Consider the following 16996-nt stretch of genomic DNA (forward strand, 5'->3'; position numbering starts at 1 on the left):
TTCCCTGGTTCAATTTGCTTCAAGTATGCCGGATTTGAGTTCCCTTGAAAGGGCTTCCAGCCTTTCTTTTACGTCTTTTCCTTCTTCAATGATCTTTACAAAAGCCGAGCCGACAATCACAGCGTCTGCACCAGCCTTCCTAACCTCTGCAGCCTGTCTTCCTGTTGAAATTCCAAAGCCTACAGCTTTCGGAATTTCAGTTTCTACCCTGGAAAGCAGTTCTTTTGTGGAACCTGCAACATTATCTCTAGCCCCCGTAACCCCGAGCCTTGATACCAGGTAGATGAAGCCCGATCCCCTCTGAAGGATCTTCCTGATCCTTGCATCGGTTGTTGTAGGTGCGACCAGAAAGATCAGGTCAAGCCCGTGTTTCTCACAGCTGTGTTTCAGGTCAGCTGCTTCTTCCACCGGGATATCGGGTATGATCAGTCCGCTGATTCCGGCTTCTGCGGCATGTTCTACGAATTTTTCCACTCCATACCTGAATACAGGGTTGTAATAAGTCATGCAAATAAGAGGGACTTCAACCTCAAGGTCCCTGACAAGTTCGAAGTAACGTTCAGTATCCATGCCTGCTGCAAGCGCTCTCTGTCCTGCTGCCTGGATAGTTGGCCCGTCAGCCACAGGATCGGAGAACGGGAAACCAAGTTCGATTATATCTGCTCCCCCGTTTGCCAGGGCTCTTACAATCCCGCAGGTTGCCTCTGCTGAAGGGTCTCCTGCCATTACGTAGCTGATAAGGGCTCCTTCTTTCTTCTCCCTGAGTTCGCTGAATTTTTCCGAGATTTTTTGCCTTCTAATTTCGGCTCTTAATTCGGCTCTTGTTTCGGTTTTCATTTCGGTTCTCATTTCAGATCCCTCTCTTCAGGCTCAGGACGGTTTCCAGGTCTTTATCTCCCCTTCCTGAGAGGTTTACTACCACAAACTCTCCGAGTTCCCCTGATTCAGCGGCTTTTTTCAGGTAGGCAAGGGCATGAGAGGATTCAAGGGCAGGAATGATTCCTTCAAGCCGGCTCAGTTCATTAAAAGCTTCAATCGCTTCGTCATCCGTGACATAACGGGCCGTAACCCTGCCGCTCTCAGCAAGGCATGCCAGCTCAGGTCCTACCCCTGAGTAGTCAAGCCCTGCAGATACGGATTCGGACTCAAGGATCTGCCCGTTTTTGTCCTGCAGCACCTTTGTCCTTGCTCCGTGCAGGATTCCTTCTTCTCCGGCGCAGAGGCAGGCTGAATGAAGGGCTGCTTTTTCCGTACACTTCAGGGCTTTTCCCCCGGCTTCTACAGCAATCAACCTGACCTCCCTGTCTTCGACAAAAGGATGGAAAATCCCCATGGCATTGCTCCCTCCGCCTGCACAGGCGATGATAGAATCAGGCAGTCTGCCTTCTTTTTCTATTGCCTGCTCCTTTACCTCACGCCCTATCACGCTCTGGAAGTCCCTTACAATCATCGGGTAAGGATGGGGGCCGACCACCGACCCGATCAGGTAGTGTGTGTTTCCGATATTTGTGACCCAGTCCCTGAAAGCCTCGTTGATTGCGTCCTTGAGGGTTTTTGAGCCGGTCTCTACGTCTTTTACCTCTGTCCCCATGAGTTCCATTCTGTATGCATTCATCTGCTGGCGTTTGATGTCTTTTGCCCCCATGTAGACAATCGTTTCAAACCCGAGGGTGGCTCCCACCATAGCAGTTGCAGTCCCATGCTGCCCTGCACCTGTTTCTGCAATCAGCCTGGTCTTTCCCATAAACTTTGCAAGCAGTGCCTGCCCTATGGCGTTGTTGAGCTTGTGTGCTCCTCCGTGCACAAGGTCTTCCCGCTTGAGATATATTTTAGTCCCGTATTTTTTGCTCAGGTTCCGGGCAAAGTAAAGAGGAGTTTCCCTGCCCCCGAAGTCCCTGAGGTAGTGGTCAAGCTCTGCAAGGAACTCGGGGTCGTTTTTGTACCGCTCGTACCCCTCTTCGAGCTCTTCTAAGGCCGGCATGAGTACTTCAGGTACGTACTGCCCTCCGAATTTCCCGTACTTTCCTTTCACCTGTAATTCTGAAATTGTAGTTCCTGTCAATTCGATTACTCCCTTGTCTCTTGAGTTCTGATGTCTTAATCGCTGATTTCGTGATTACTTATCTCGTGATTACTTATCTCGTGATTCTGATTCGTGATTCTGATTCGTGATCCTTAGTTTTTTAATTCCTGATTCCTTTCTTTGTGATATTATGAAAAAAAATTCAGTCAGAATTTCGTTTTGAAATGAAAGCGGATTTTTCAACCCCATTTCCGCAGGTTGAAAGCTCCGAAAAATCAAAGAAAAGCAATTATTCACGCCAGCAAAGACTCTGGACGAATTCTTTAGTTTTCTCAAAAACTGAGTCGCTTTCCATAAGTGCAGATCCTATAAGCACAGCGTCTGCCCCTGCCTGTATTACACGCCTGACATCCCCGGGACTGTTCATTCCGCTCTCACTTATAATGATATGGCTGGTCCCGTGGTCAAGGTCATATTCCCGAATGAGTGGTGCAAGCTCTTCCGTTGTGGCCAGGTCGATTTTAAGTGTCTCAAAGTCCCGGTTATTGATCCCGATGATTTTTGTGTTGGTTTCCAGGGCAAGTTCAAGCTCTTCCCTATTGTGAACTTCAACAAGAGGCTCAAATCCTTTTTCGAGAGCAAGATCAACAAAAGCATTCAGCTCTTTTCCCAGGATACCTGCAATCAAGAGGATGAGGTCGCTTCCTTCTTCCTGGATCTGCAGCCTGTCAATAATAAAATCCTTTCTGAGGACAGGCAGGCATACTGTTTTCCTGACTGCGTTCAGGTTTTCGAGTGAACCACGAAACACTCCAGGCTCAGTCAGTACAGAAATTGCAACAGCTCCGGCTTCCTCCATCTCCCATGCAAGTTCAGCAGCCACTGCAGGCGGGATCTCCCTGAAACTCTTTCCAGGGGATGCAGGTTTGACCTCAGCAATTACAGGCACCCGCCCATCTGCCCTTACGGCTGCCACAGCGGCGATGAAGTTCCTTTTCTGGAACTGCGGCTGCGGTTCTTCTGTATGGATATCGGTCCCGAAAGCCTGAATCCGGGTCTTTGTTGTGTTGAGGATGTGGAGGATTGAATCGTGCATAAATTATCACTGGTGTATAGTTATGTACAACAATGTCTAATACCGTACTTGATATAAAAAGGTTTTGGATGAGGCTGAGAGTTCAAAAAATGGACCAATTTGAAGTGTTGAGTAAAGCTTCTAAGTCTGATATCCTGGTGAGCTGCGAATCAGTCTGTCAACTTTGTCGGACTCCGGGCTGAATAAATAAATTGCTGACAATTAATTTCCGTGCAGAGCGGCTGGCCCTGCCCTGCAGTTTAAGAAAAGCAAATTATTACTATGCTCGAAGGTTCAAGCAAGTCTGAGAAATACTTTTTTACCTCGAGGACCGTTTTTAATCAGCAGATAAATATGAGCACTCCCGCCAGCTTGTCTGGCGGCCCTTCAATAAAGAAGACGGAAGTTGAAGGAAGTACAAAACTTTAAAGAGACTAAACGACCCGATATGACAAATTACGGCTGTATGGGGAAAAATCCAGATTTAGAACGGAGATCGACTCGATATTTAAATTTTCAACAAATCCCCATGCACTCTCAACCATTCTTTTCTTTCTTCATAATCAGGCAGAATTTTCTGTACTTCATTCCAGAAAACCTTTGAATGGTCTTTATATTTTGTATGGCAGAGTTCGTGGACGACTACATAATCGATAATGGACATTTTAGCCATAACAACCCGCCAGTTGAACCTCAATTGATTTATGCTTCGGTAAGAGTGCAAACTGTACGTTAAAGTTCTGCATGTGAAATTAAGGTGTTGAAATCAAATAACATGGTAATTTCCAATAATCCTGTAAAAATTGTAATTTTGTTTTATTCATTTGGTGTCAGAGGCATGCTTTTAGGTAATATTCCAAGGAGAATAAAACTATATGTTAAAATTCTGCATGTGAAATGAAGGGGTTAGAATCGAATAATAAGATAATGTCTAATTAATGGTCCAGTAAAAAAATTGTGATTCTGCTTCGTCCTTTCAAGATTGAAGCTCTTCTTTAAAGCTATCCTTACAGGCATTAAAACAATTGGTATGAATATTATATTTCTTTTTAACAAAGTATGATTAAATTTTTCATTTTTTTTGCTAAAAACCGCCGGGTTCAAGCCGCGCCGGATCGCTGAAAAGGAAAGCAGAAGGACGCCATTCCGGTCCCCCTGAATAGTGCCTCCTAATTAAACGGGCCTCCCGGAAGCTTAAAAGTAAAAATGAATAAAAGGGAACCTGATCACAAAAACCCGTAAAACCTCACTTATCCATAAATTAGTCCTCTTGAGCGAAACGGAGTGGAGCGAAAAGGACCGCGTACTCCCGAGGCGCAATTCGGGCGAGGCGCAATTCGGGATCACAAAAATCCGTAAAACCTCACAGGTCCTCCCTTCCCGGTTAGTTCTCAATGTGGTCATAAATCGTGACCATCGCCTTTGTTATTTTGTACATATCTTCAAGTATCGGTGTTGTGTCTTCAGGCTGCCCGAGGGTCGCATTTGCAGCATCGAGCATATCCTGCGGGTATACGAGGCTTGCATTCAGGTCTGAAATAGCGCCGTCGAAGGTATTCATAGCTGATTTTGCGTTACTTATGTTCGTTGGATCTTCCACAACAACAATCGCTGAATCCACAGTGTCTATGCCTGTAGCCGTTCCCTCTATTGTGGACTGCAGAAACGGATATTCTTCAGAGTGTTCATTAAGGATTTCGTTTATAAGGTTCAGATTGAGGTTAAGCAGGCGAAGCATTGATTCAAGAAATCGGAAGCCCAGCCCCAGTTCATTCTCAATGACTTCAGTTTCATTATATGAAGTCGTTGAATACTCTGTTAGATTTATTTCTCCGGTTTCATTTTCGAGAATTGTTCCATCTCCTGTAGCCGCTTCGGCTGAAGCCGGAAGGACGGCCAGAATGATGAAGAGTCCTGCGGCTATCCACAGGCAAAAAACCTGTAATCTGTTCATTGCAATTTCCCCCACTATCTTTTATCGGAACTTCCAGAAACTGTCTATCGAAACTTCTATTGAACCTTAAGAATCTGAAGGAACTTAACGGAACTTAACGGAAATTAACAGAAATTAACGGAAATTAACAGAAATTAACGGAAATTAACCTATTTTCTTCCCTATTAAAAAATAAACTAAGCTGCCTATAAAAACGTAGGGATTTGTATAAAATAATCGAGTAAGTATAATATATAGAAGAGGACAATATATCATGGAGTTTGTACAGATTTTTTCATATTAGATAAAATCTAACCAACTGTTATACTGAAAGTTTAGAAAATAAAGTATCAAGTTACACTATAAGAAAAGAAAAACCTCATATCTCACTCAAAAACTTTATATATTTGCAAACAACTGAATTATAATTTTAGGATTATTTTAATGAAGTATGAATATCTTTATCATGTTTTCATATCTCCTTTTCAATCACCTTCCTCAAATACACTCTCAATAGAGAACTCGGGCATCTTAAACCCTGAACAATAATCAGGAATTAAGACACTTTACACCACTGAATTTTGCCTCCGAAAATGCCCGAAGTCCGAACTCTCTCCTGCCTGAGTGAAGTAAAAAGAACTGAAAGCTACTGAATTCATAGTGTAAGACAAGGAAATTCATAGTTTTTTGATCCCGAAGCGCAATCAGGGAAGAAAAGATGAAATTTTATAAATTAGTCCTCTTGAGCGAAACGAAGTGAAGCGAAAAGGACAGCGCACTGCAGAGCCGCAACTCTGCTGGCGAAGCATTTACATGTAAGGCGAACATACAGTGCACAAAAAGCCGACAAAAAGACAGGCACACATAAAAATCAGATCAAAAGATCGAAAGAGGAACAGAAATGGCCGTATGGAAGGGAAAGAAAGTGGTTCTGCACACCACTATGGGTGACATCACTCTTGAACTGTTTGAGGACATGCCAATTACGGCAGGAAACTTTGCTAAACTTGTGGACAAAGGTTTCTACGATGGCGTAATTTTCCACAGGATCATCGACAAATTTATGATCCAGGGCGGAGACCCGACAGGAACGGGCATGGGTGGGCCCGGCTATGAGATCCCGGACGAGTTCACAAAGCGCAACAAAAACGAGAGGGGCACGATTTCAATGGCAAATGCAGGCCCTAACACAGGCGGTAGCCAGTTCTTCATTAACCTTGTAAATAACACTCACCTTGATAAAAATCACCCTGTTTTCGGAAAGGTCGTAGAAGGCATGGATGTTGTTGATGCTATGGCTAAGGTAAAAACCGACCGCCAGGACCGCCCGAAAACCGAAGTAAAAATTGTGAAGGCTGAACTGGTCTGAAGTTTTTCATAACCGGATCAACTTCTCATTTTTTCAATCAATAATTTTTTCAATCAATCATTTTTTCAATCAATCATTTTTTGTTTTCCCTGTTTTCCCTATTTTGCCTGTAGGTTTTGAGATAATCCTCTGACTACTTTTCGTTCAATTATGCCAGTAATTATTTTTACGCCAACAATTACATTTCGAGTTTTGAACCTTAATCAACCTTTCTAACTTATTATTTCTGATTATTATTTCTGATTATTATTTCTGATTATTATTTCTGATTATTATTTCTGATCATATTTTCTAAAAGGATTTTCGGATAGGATGATAAAAAATCCCACCTAATAGGGAACACAAATTGTTTTTAGTAAAATAACAGGACATATAGCAGAACATATGGCGGGACATATAACGGGACCATAAAAGGACCTATAATAGGGCCTGCTGTTAAAAAGTCAGAATATTCGGGTGAAGTGATTTCTGTGTTAGAAACCGGAGAGGGATGGGATGTTCTGGCAGCGGAAACTCTTAAAACCAGATATCTTCGGGAGGGGGAGGAGGATTGGGAAGATATCTGTGAGAGAGTAGCAAAAGCAGTTGCAACAACCCATGAAGAGTATATTGAATTCTTTAACCTTATGGTCAGCAAAACCTTCCTTCCAAGTTCTCCTACTCTTATGAATGCAGGAACAGCCTCAGGGCAGCTTTCAGCCTGTTTTGTCATACCTGTGGAGGACAGCATAGAAGAAATATTCGACTCTGTCAAAACTGCTGCCCTTATACAGAAGACCGGGGGAGGTACAGGGTTTGATTTCTCAAAGATACGGCCAGGTAGTTGTTCCCCTGTGGCCTCAGGCGACGTTAATGCGAGCGGCCCTGTAGCTTTAATGAGGCTCTTTAATGAGGCGACCGAAGTTGTAAAACAGTTCGGGAGAAGAAGGGGCGCCAATATGGGTATCCTCGATGTTTCTCATAATGATATTATTCCTTTCATAAAGGCAAAAAGTACGGAAGGCGCACTGAGCAATTTCAACATCTCTGTTATGGTTCCTGATGCTTTTATGAACCTGGCTGCCGAAGGCGGAACAGATGAGATCTGGAATGCAGAAACAGACATAAAGGTTGGTGATATTTTTTCCGAAATCGTTGATGGGATCTGGAGAAATGGGGAGCCGGGAGTCCTTTTCTACGACCGAATAAACCGGGACAATTTCACTCCTGCCCTTGGTGATATCACTGCCACAAACCCATGTGGTGAAGAGCCCCTCCTGCGTTTCGAATCCTGCAATCTGGGCAGCATTAACCTTTCTCTTTTTGTTGTAGACGGAAAAATCAACTGGGATTTACTCAGGGAAACAGCCGGAAAAGCTGTCCGCTTACTGGATAATGAAATCGATGTAAATGTCTACCCTGTCCAGGAAATTGAGAAGGCGACCAGAAAGACAAGGAAACTTGGGCTTGGAGTTATGGGATTTCATGATATGCTTTTGAAACTGGGGCTGCCCTATGACTCAACAGAAGCTCTCGAGCTTGCAGAAAAGCTCATGGAGCAGATTAACTGGGCTGCAGTCCGGGAATCAAGGAAACTTGCAGCAGAAAAAGGGCCTTTTCCGGAACATGAAAGCTCCACCTGGGAACTTCCAATGAGAAACGCTGCATTGACCGCAATCGCCCCTACCGGCACCATCAGCATTCTTGCCGGTTCCTCTGCAGGGATTGAGCCTGTTTTCAGCTGGGTCTACAGGCGGACACAGACAGTAGGAAAAGAGTTCATGCTTGTCCACCCCCTTTTTGAGGCATATTTTAAGCCAGAGCTTTCGGGATCTGATTACTATGAGCTCCTTGAGCATGTTTACACCCATGGCACCCTGCAGGATATGAAAGACCATGAAATAGTGAACGAAGAAGAAAAAAGGCTCTTCAGGTCAGCCCTTGATATTGGCTGGAAGACTCATATTGATATCCAAGCAGCCTTTCAACGCCACTGCCATGCAGGAATCTCAAAGACTATCAATATGCCTGCAGATGCCACAAAAGAAGATATTGAGGAAACTCTTATTTATGCCTGGAAGCAGGGATTAAAAGGCCTTACAATCTACAGGACCGGAAGCAGACAGCATGTAGTTCTCAGCTTGAAAAAGTCAGGAAACTGAACTTTTGCTTGACACGGCAATTCTGGAGTACTGGCTTGCCAATACAGAATAAAAATAACTTTTTGTTAAATTTGTAAATTTTTTTATTAAGTATTATATCACTGGAATTGCCATTATCTTACTAAAAATATATATACATTCATACCCCCTGAATATATATGACTGCTGCCTCTAAACCCCATCTTGAACTGCTCATGGCATGTGTTATTTATGGTACCGTCGGAATTTTCATGGAATGGCTTAAGGATATGTCTGTAGGCTCTATTATTTTCTATAGAGTCCTTTTCGGGCTTTCAGCCATATTGTGTTACCTTGCAATTACCGGAAACCTCGGTCAACTCTCCTTGAAAAAGAAGAAAAAGTACCTGCTTCTTCTGGGAATTCTATACGTTTCGCAAATGTTTTCCTACTATTCTGCAATTCGCTACCTGGGAGCTTCTTCTGCTGTCCTTCTCCTGTATACTGATCCTATATACCTGACTTTCCTTGCACCCGTTCTCCTCGGAGAAAAAAATACCGAAAAAACGATTCTTGCCCTTTTCCTTGGTCTGGCAGGCGTTTTCTACGTAACAAGGCCTGAAGGCGGCTTTGAACAGCTTGCATTTGGAAGCAACTATCTGAAAGGTGTAATCTTCGGGCTCGTAGGAGGCCTTTTCAGCAGTGGTGTCATAATATCTGTCCGCTACCTCAGAGACGAGTACAACGGCCTTACTCAGCTTGTCTGGCAGAGCGTAATCAGTCTGGCATTCCTTTCTCCTTTCGCAATCTCCCTGCCAGGGCATGTGCTCGTTGAAAACCTTTACACCCTGGTACTTTTCGGAGTCCTTATCACCGGTGTAGGTGCAGTGTTCTATATAAGAGGTGTTGCAGGAGTAACCGCCATTACAGGCAGCATCCTCACCCTTCTTGAGCCTGTTTCCTGTATCTTCTTTGATTACACGGTTCTGGGAAACCCGGTCCATAGCGGGATGCTTATAGGTTCCTTCTTTATCCTTGCAGCAGCAGTCGTAGTAAGCCTGGACAATTCAGTTTTCCTGAGAAAGCTGCTTTTCGGGGAAAAGACGGTATTGAGCAAAAAGGTACCTTTCTGGAAAAAAGAACTTTTAAGGCCACAGGGTAAATAATCACCCTTTTTTCTCTTTTTAAGCTCATCCCAAAACCAGTTTTATTCTTAAATCAATAATTGCTCAGAACTATTCTCCATATAAGAAACTCGATTTATCGTTCGAGATATAGGATTTAGAGAAACAATTTTGAGTTTTGGGATCGGCTCTTTTACTATATTTTCAGTAAAAATCCAGTTCTTGATAAATCCAGTTCTTGATAAATCCAGTTCTTGATAAATCCGATTCTTAATTAAGCTTCCAGATAAACTGTGTATCAGAAATAAGCATTTAAAATAGTTTATGAAAGTGGTTTTCTACAAAAATAGATTTCTTACAGGTTTTACCAGATTTTTCCTCTTCCATAAAGAATAGTAGTCCCTGATTAATTGTTTTATATATTCCCGGAGTCCCGACAGGGAATCTTTCAGTTTTCTCTCCCTGTGCTGGGCGAGACCGGACTGTCAGGTAAGGAAAAGATAAGCGGCAAACGGTACCGCAATTAGGAGAATTATATCCTGAAGAATTGTCCGCTGGCCTGAAATAACCATTTCCTTTCCCTCGGAAACTATCTTTCAATGCAGGTAAACATAGGTGCCCATCCAACCTGGCTGGTGGTCTTTCAAAAAGAAGTAGAAGGAAGAAAGGAATAGAAACAGGATTTCAAAGAGACTGAGAGAGTATTTTTCAAGTAAAATTTACTTTTTTGGTCGCATTCCTACCGTTTTTCTGTTACTTTTACCTCCTGGATTTCTCCATTCTTCTGCTAGTTTTTTTCTATATTCGCCCAATAATTTTCACCTACTGGCTTTTATATTTCTTCTCTTTTTGGGAAAGACCGTTCGACGCAGGAGAGCATGACAGGATTTATGATTTATCCTCAAATTTAGTCCTCTTGAGCTAAGCTCACTACTATAACTCGTAAATTAGTCCTCTTGAGCGGAGCAAAGCGAAGCGAAAAGGACCGCGTACTGTTGCGATTATATCGCAACTCCCAGAAAATCTCTGATTTCCTGTAATCCCGAAGCGAAACTCGGGAAGTGAAATCTGTGATTTGATAAATCAGTCTGCTTGAGCGAGCGAAGCGAGTGAAACAGACCTCGTGCTGTTGCACTTGCAGTGCAACTCCCAGAAAATCTTCGATTTCCTGTGATCCCGAAGCGAAACTCGGGAAGCGAAACTCGGGTGGCGAAACTCGGGTGGCGAAACTAGGGCGATTAAGGATATATTCTGGATATCAAACAGCATTAATTTTTACTCCGAAAATCAGCCACTTCACAGTAAACTACAAAAAATATATATCTACGGTCTTTTAATTCCCAAATATGCCAGTGCAGGGAAACTCTTTCAAGCCGTACTCCGAGGTTATAACAGGTAGCATTATTTACGGCACTATAGGAGTTTTTCTGGACAGGGTCCAGGATATGTCCGTAGGATCCGTTTTATTCTGCAGGCTTTTTTTCGGCTTATGTATGATTTTCTTTTACCTGCTATTGAGCGGAAGCCTTAAACAGCTCATGCCAGGCAGGAACAAAAAATATCTCCTGCTTCTGGGTTTTCTGAATGCGGTAACAGGAATATGCTATTTCTCGGCTATAAGGTACAGTGGAATTTCCATTGCTGTACTGCTCCTTTATACGGCTCCCGTATATGTTAATCTGCTTGCTCCTTCAATCCTTGGAGAAAAAAGTAGCAGCAAAAGCCTTCTACCTCTTTTGCTTTCTGTTGCAGGGGTAATACTCATTACCCGCCCTGGAGAGGTTCTGGTGAGTCTTAGCACAGGATCCGATTTTATGAAAGGCCTCTTCTTCGGCTTACTTTCAGGGCTCTCCTTCGGCACCACCATAGTAACAATTCGTTATTTAAGGCACGATTATACGGGGATATCACAGACTTTCTGGCTGACAGGAATAAGTCTTCTGTTTATGTTGCCGTCTGCGTTTTTGACCCCTACCTCAGTTTTCTTAAGAAACTTCAATACTCTGTTTCTATTTGGTTTGACAATTACATTCGCTGCTATTCTGTATCTAAAAGGAATTTCAGGCATCAGGGCGCAGACAGGCAGCATTCTTGCTTTGCTCGAACCGGTTTCAGGAATTTTCTTTGATACTGTAATCCTGAAAAGCCCTCTCTATATCTCGACTTTTCTGGGTTGTGTGCTCATCCTTACAGCAGCCTATCTTGTGAGCAGGAAAGAAACCGAAGCCTGCAATCTGTCGACAGATCTCCAGTCAGTACTTTAACCATATATGTATACTGTCCTGTTTTATAACACGTACTATTATCAGTGATACGGCAAAGGTTTCAGGTCTGAAAATAGTGGCTGCTGGAGTATAATCTGGAAATTTTCATGGAGTCGCCTGCCCCTCTGCCCAAAAGCTCTTTACTTAAGAACCCCTCTATTTTTAATATTAAAGTTTTGGAAATGCAGGAAAAGCATGACAGACGGAAGCCGAATGACAGATGGAAGCCCAATTATAGAGCTTAAGAACCTGACCAAAGTTTACAAAAACGGAGTGGAGTTTCGCGCGCTCGACAATGCAAACCTGATTATTACAAAAGGGGAATTTGTTGCAATTGTAGGGCCTTCGGGTTCAGGCAAAAGCACACTCATGCATATCATAGGTCTGCTCGACACGCCCAGTTCAGGGACTCTACTTATAGACGGCAAAGATGTGACAAAAATGTCGGACAAGGAGCGTTCCGGAATGAGAAACAGGATGCTGGGCTTTGTTTTCCAGTACCACCACCTGCTCCCGGATTTTACTGCTCTGGAAAACGTAATGATGCCGCTCCTGATTGCGGGAAAGAGCAGGGAAGAAGCAAAGAGTGCTGCCGAAAAACTTCTGACAGAAGTCGGGCTTGAAGATAGAATGGATCACAGGCCAGGGGAGCTCTCCGGAGGCCAGAACCAGAGGGTTGCGGTAGCCCGGGCTCTTAGCTGTTCTCCGGCAATCGTACTTGGAGATGAACCTACAGGCAACCTGGATACTAAAGCGGGAGACTTGATCTATGAATTGCTCCGCAAGCTGAACAAAGAATATAATCAGACTTTTATTGTGGTAACCCATAACGAAGAACTGGCTGGAAAAGCCGATAGGGTTATCAGAATTGTAGACGGAAAGATAACGGATCAGTGAGGGGGAAGTATGGAATACGCAAAAGGAAGGATAGGCAGGGTCTTTACCGTGAGGGTTGACCACGGGGATGACCTCATCCTGGAACTTATCAAACTTGCAGAACTGGAGAAGATTGAGTCGGCTGTGTTTATGCTGCTTGGCGCGCTGAAAGAAGGAAAGCTTGTTACAGGTCCGAAAGAAAATAGAAGACCTCCGGAACCTGTCTGGTCTGCCTTTAATGATGCCCACGAGATTCTTGGGATAGGAGACATTTTTCAGGAGGACGGAAAGCCTAAAATTCACCTTCATGCAGGAACAGCCAGGGAAGACAGCATTAAACTTGGATGCCTGAGAGGTGAGAGCGAAGTTTTTATGGTTGTCGAGGTATTCATTTTCGAGCTGGAAGGAATTTCTGCCAGAAGGGTAATGGATATGGAGCAGGGCTTTGCTCCCGTGAACTTTATGCAGGCATCTGATAAGTGATATTTCTATTTCTAATAGAGTAAAAGTTATACCGGAATTGGGGGTAATTGAAGCCTGAAGCGAGTTATGGAAAATCAGATCTGGCAGATTTCCTTATAATTATTTTTTAATAAATTTCTCTTAGTAACTTATTTTAATGGACTTATTTTTTATTAACCTGTTTTTAATAGTAATTGCTTTTTTAGTAATAATTGCTTTTTTAGTAATAATTGCTTTTTTAGTAATAATTGCTTTTAGCAGGCTTGATTCCAGTATACTTGTTTTAGTAGACTTATTTTAAACTTAACTGCGGTGAATTTAATTTGCAGTAGATTTAATTTTGCAGTATAATCTCCAGTTCCCTTAGTCTTTTGAGTGCGATCATTTTCTCATTATTATCTTCTAAAAACTCCTCTTCGAGAATATGTACTATCTGCGGGAACGGCACTGTTAACTGATAATATTTTACGGGTCTCCCTTTTCCCTTATTCTTCTTTTCGGACCTTTCATCCACCCAGCCTCTATCTCTAAGAGGGCGCATGGCTACGCTCACTTCCGGCTGTCTGAGCCCGGAAACAAGTTCGATATGAAGGGATCTGAGTTCCCTGCAGTCCTTTAAACACACGATTGCGGTGGCCTCTGTCCTCGGGAGTCCCAGGCTCTGGAGCATATCAATAACTGAATACTCTTTTTCGGTTAAATTAACTGGAGAATCGTCGGTCATCGAGAGTGAATAATACTTTCAGGTTTATATATTTTATGTAGATAAAATTATTTTTCTTAATAAATTGAGTATTGTCAATAAGTAAAAAAGGCATCTAACCCAAGTAAGGCTTTTTTTTAGGAGTTTTTGTATAAAAGACCGCTGGAACAAATCTCCAGAAAAAAATAGGCTTTGTAGTTCGAACCAAAACCTTTAAAGCAAGTGTTTGCAGGAATTAAACATCCTTTAAGCAGAAAATAGACTATTCAGAAACATGAAGATAGATTTTGCCATATAAAGCATGGAAGTTCCCAAAGGTTGGAAATAAACATTTCTGATAAATGGAATAACAAGTTTTGAGCGCATGTATATCTTCAATTCTTCAAGTGAGGAAGATCCATTCTAAAAGAGGAAAGAGTCAAAGAAGAAAGAGTCAATCCTCAAAAATGAGACTCCTTAAGTACTGCTGTCCCGAGGCAGACAGGATGCCGGAAGCGTGAAAATAGGAGTCTCTTCTGTGAGAAACACGGGCAAAACTAAGGTAAATTTATTCGTTCTAACCGGATAAAGAATTAAATACGATTCGGACATGTAACGGTTAGGTTAAGTAAAAGTCAAGTTCAAATAACAGAATATATGTATAAATAGATCAGAGATTAGAAAGGGTGAAATGATGTCGTATATCGGTTTACAGCAGGATTCTGGAGAATATAAGATCCAAAAGATACATGCTCGGGAGATCCTGGACTCAAGGGGAAATCCCACTATTGAAGTTGATGTGTTCACACCTAAGGGATTTGGCAGAGCAAGCGTCCCTTCAGGAGCTTCCACGGGTACGAACGAAGCCCTTGAACTGCGCGATGCAGACCCCAACAGGTACGGTGGAAAGGGAGTCCTGACCGCAGTCAAGAACGTAAATACCATTATCCAGAAGGAATTGCTTGGACTTGATGTGCGAAACCAGCGGGAAATCGATGAGCTTATGATCGAACTCGATGAAACCGAAAACAAATCGAACCTCGGAGCCAACTCTATTCTTGGTGTATCCATGGCGGTTGCAAAAGCTGCAGCTGATTCCCTTAATATGCCCCTTTACCGCTATTTCGGCGGCTCTAATGCTTTTACCCTTCCGGTACCCACAATGAATGTCCTGAACGGAGGCAAACACGCAGGAAATGAGCTTGCAATTCAGGAATTTATGATCCAGCCCAAAGGCGCAGAAACCTTCTACGAAGCTCTTCAGATCGGGACTGAAATCTACCAGACCCTGGGGAAGTTACTGGAGAAAAAATATGGGCGCTCTTCCACCAATGTGGGCTATGAAGGTGGATATGCCCCCAAAATGAGCGAGTCCACAGAAGCCCTTGACGCCCTCGTACATGCAATTGAAGAAGCAGGCTATACCGAGACCGAGGTTACAATCGGGCTTGATGCTGCAGCGACAGAGTTCTATGAAGAGGAATTCTATTCAATTGACGGAAAGAAACTGGCTGCCCCGGAACTGCTTGACTACTATGTGGAGCTTGTGAACTCCTATCCTATCCTTTCTATCGAAGATCCCTTCTATGAAGAAGCCTTCGATGACTTTGAAGCCCTTACCAATGAACTCTGGGACACGATCATTGTAGGTGACGATCTCTTTGTCACAAACATCGAGAGGCTCTCAAAAGGTGTGGACATGGGATCAGCAAATGCCCTTCTCCTTAAAGTCAACCAGATCGGCTCAATCTCAGAAGCCTTTGATGCCGCAAGCATGGCTTCCAGAAACGGCTACACAGTAATCGTAAGCCATCGCTCTGCAGAAACCGAAGACACCACCATCGCAGATCTTGCGGTTGCAATAGGAGCAGAAATGATCAAGACCGGAGCTCCGGCACGCGGCGAAAGGACTGCAAAATACAACCAGCTTCTCAGAATAGAAGAAGATCTCGGTGAAGTTGCACACTACGTGCAGCTTTAACTTTTTTAATCAACTTTTTTTTAATTAACTTTATTCACTTTTTTAACTTTTATTCCTTAGTTTTTTGCTCCTTAGTTCTTAGTCTTTTAGCTCATTTTTTCATTGACACCTGACTTTTGAGTCTTTTTATGTTTCTAACTTCTTATGTTTCTGACTTCTGCTAATTGATGGGAAACTGGTTGATATTGATCCGATGCGGCCTGAATAGCATTATCCATCTCTTTCGTCTCGCACCGAAACCAGGTTGGAGCCTGCTTCTTTGATGAATGGAAAAGAAAAATACTCTGCTTGTTCGAGATAATACCTTCCTTAACTCCGAAATCGCTTTTGGATTCTGGTAAAATATAAGCGCCTCCGCCAACCTGTCTGGTGATCCTTCAAAAAAAGAAAGGAAATTGAGAATAAAAAAGAAATTTAAAAAGAGGCGTTTTTTAAGTAGGGTAATTCTGTTTATTTTCACACTGATAGGGCTTTGAGTACATCATTTTTTGGCCTTTTCAGCAGCTTTTCCTTTTGTATTTTCTCTTCTTTTTTCTCTTCTTTTTCCTGGGAAAGGCCGCTCTCCTTCGTCGAGCATGATAAAAACGGTTCGGTATAGCGAATAAGGTGGTACAGGTTAGAAATAATTGTAATCTAGTTCTTTTTAGGACTTTTGAGCCAAGCTCACTATTGTAACTCATAAATTAGTCCTCTTGAGCGAAACGAAGTGGAGCGAAAAGGACCGCGTACTGTTGCGATTACATCGCAACTCCCAGAAAATCCTCGATTTCCTGTGATCCCGAAGCGAAACTCAGGAAGCGAAACTCGGGTGGCGAAACTCGGGCGTGATAAAAACTACATGAAATAGCGGATATGGTTGTAAGGGTTAGAGTACGGGCTTATAAATTTCGAACGAGCTGTGTTTATTCAAAATACCACGCATGAATGTGGGCAACCTGCTCTTTCAATACAATTCATATCTAATTTTCTCTCAGCTTTTGCTTTTTTATTCCATCTTAACACCTTTTATTGTTTGTTTCTACTTTTTTATATTTTTTTGGTCTTTCTTCCACTTTTACATTTGCTCTGTCTTTTTTCTTCCCTGTATTAGAAACAGATTTATAATCAG

General features: G+C 42.8%; 13 protein-coding genes. 7 read left to right on the top strand and 6 right to left on the bottom strand.

The features are described from left to right. Window positions 1-9 precede the first annotated feature (9 nt). From trpA to FXV91_RS10165, 5 genes are all read right to left on the bottom strand, one after another. Complete coding sequence (gene trpA / locus FXV91_RS10145; RefSeq protein WP_229390491.1) at window positions 10-837, bottom strand: tryptophan synthase subunit alpha; 828 nt, start codon at window positions 835-837, stop codon at window positions 10-12. A gap of 13 nt (window positions 838-850) precedes the next feature. Continuing rightward, window positions 851-2062, bottom strand: a complete 1212-nt coding sequence (trpB, locus tag FXV91_RS10150) for a tryptophan synthase subunit beta (RefSeq protein ID WP_229390472.1) — start codon at window positions 2060-2062, stop codon at window positions 851-853. A gap of 250 nt (window positions 2063-2312) precedes the next feature. Beyond that, window positions 2313-3119 (bottom strand): indole-3-glycerol-phosphate synthase, encoded by an 807-nt coding sequence (locus FXV91_RS10155; protein ID WP_229390473.1) that lies wholly within the window; start codon window positions 3117-3119, stop codon window positions 2313-2315. Between the two features lie 487 nt (window positions 3120-3606). Next, window positions 3607-3822, bottom strand: a complete 216-nt coding sequence (locus tag FXV91_RS10160) for a M48 family metallopeptidase (protein ID WP_255680143.1) — start codon at window positions 3820-3822, stop codon at window positions 3607-3609. Window positions 3823-4482: 660 nt separating this feature from the next. After that, window positions 4483-5052 carry a hypothetical protein gene (locus FXV91_RS10165; RefSeq protein ID WP_229390475.1) on the bottom strand — a complete coding sequence of 190 codons (570 nt, stop codon included), beginning with the start codon at window positions 5050-5052 and terminating at the stop codon, window positions 4483-4485. Window positions 5053-5932: 880 nt separating this feature from the next. Here FXV91_RS10165 and FXV91_RS10170 point away from each other — a divergent pair. The 6 genes from FXV91_RS10170 (at window position 5933) to FXV91_RS10195 (ending at window position 13246) form a co-directional block, all read left to right on the top strand. Continuing rightward, a complete protein-coding gene (locus FXV91_RS10170; protein WP_229390476.1) occupies window positions 5933-6400 on the top strand; it encodes a peptidylprolyl isomerase in 468 nt (155 codons plus the stop codon). A gap of 470 nt (window positions 6401-6870) precedes the next feature. Next, a complete protein-coding gene (locus FXV91_RS10175; RefSeq protein ID WP_229390477.1) occupies window positions 6871-8541 on the top strand; it encodes an adenosylcobalamin-dependent ribonucleoside-diphosphate reductase in 1671 nt (556 codons plus the stop codon). 158 nt (window positions 8542-8699) lie between these two features. Then, on the top strand, window positions 8700-9665 hold the full coding sequence (locus FXV91_RS10180; protein ID WP_229390478.1) for a DMT family transporter: 966 nt from the start codon (window positions 8700-8702) through the stop codon (window positions 9663-9665). A 1304-nt stretch (window positions 9666-10969) separates the two neighbouring features. Further along, window positions 10970-11887, top strand: a complete 918-nt coding sequence (locus FXV91_RS10185; RefSeq protein WP_229390479.1) for an EamA family transporter — start codon at window positions 10970-10972, stop codon at window positions 11885-11887. Between the two features lie 213 nt (window positions 11888-12100). Then, window positions 12101-12784: an ABC transporter ATP-binding protein gene (locus tag FXV91_RS10190; RefSeq protein WP_229390492.1), complete on the top strand. Its 684-nt coding sequence runs from the start codon at window positions 12101-12103 to the stop codon at window positions 12782-12784. A gap of 9 nt (window positions 12785-12793) precedes the next feature. Beyond that, window positions 12794-13246 (top strand): PPC domain-containing DNA-binding protein, encoded by a 453-nt coding sequence (locus FXV91_RS10195; RefSeq protein ID WP_229390480.1) that lies wholly within the window; start codon window positions 12794-12796, stop codon window positions 13244-13246. A gap of 313 nt (window positions 13247-13559) precedes the next feature. Here the strand turns inward: FXV91_RS10195 and FXV91_RS10200 are convergent, their stop codons facing one another. After that, a complete protein-coding gene (locus tag FXV91_RS10200) occupies window positions 13560-13949 on the bottom strand; it encodes a transcriptional regulator (RefSeq protein WP_229390481.1) in 390 nt (129 codons plus the stop codon). A 652-nt stretch (window positions 13950-14601) separates the two neighbouring features. Here FXV91_RS10200 and eno point away from each other — a divergent pair. Next, window positions 14602-15888 (top strand): phosphopyruvate hydratase, encoded by a 1287-nt coding sequence (eno, locus tag FXV91_RS10205; protein WP_229390493.1) that lies wholly within the window; start codon window positions 14602-14604, stop codon window positions 15886-15888. The last annotated feature ends 1108 nt before the right edge of the window (window positions 15889-16996 follow it).

The organism is Methanosarcina sp. DH2, assembly GCF_020804225.1.
In the GTDB taxonomy this organism is placed as follows: Archaea; Halobacteriota; Methanosarcinia; order Methanosarcinales; family Methanosarcinaceae; genus Methanosarcina.

Coding starts and splice junctions, on each gene's coding strand:
- eno (WP_229390493.1), top strand. CDS start 14,602: ATGTCGTATATCGGTTTACAGCAGGATTCTGGAGAATATAAGATCCAA.
- FXV91_RS10190 (WP_229390492.1), top strand. CDS start 12,101: ATGACAGATGGAAGCCCAATTATAGAGCTTAAGAACCTGACCAAAGTT.
- FXV91_RS10165 (WP_229390475.1), bottom strand. CDS start 5,052: ATGAACAGATTACAGGTTTTTTGCCTGTGGATAGCCGCAGGACTCTTC.
- FXV91_RS10155 (WP_229390473.1), bottom strand. CDS start 3,119: ATGCACGATTCAATCCTCCACATCCTCAACACAACAAAGACCCGGATT.
- FXV91_RS10185 (WP_229390479.1), top strand. CDS start 10,970: ATGCCAGTGCAGGGAAACTCTTTCAAGCCGTACTCCGAGGTTATAACA.
- trpA (WP_229390491.1), bottom strand. CDS start 837: ATGAAAACCGAAACAAGAGCCGAATTAAGAGCCGAAATTAGAAGGCAA.
- FXV91_RS10200 (WP_229390481.1), bottom strand. CDS start 13,949: ATGACCGACGATTCTCCAGTTAATTTAACCGAAAAAGAGTATTCAGTT.
- FXV91_RS10180 (WP_229390478.1), top strand. CDS start 8,700: ATGACTGCTGCCTCTAAACCCCATCTTGAACTGCTCATGGCATGTGTT.
- FXV91_RS10170 (WP_229390476.1), top strand. CDS start 5,933: ATGGCCGTATGGAAGGGAAAGAAAGTGGTTCTGCACACCACTATGGGT.
- FXV91_RS10195 (WP_229390480.1), top strand. CDS start 12,794: ATGGAATACGCAAAAGGAAGGATAGGCAGGGTCTTTACCGTGAGGGTT.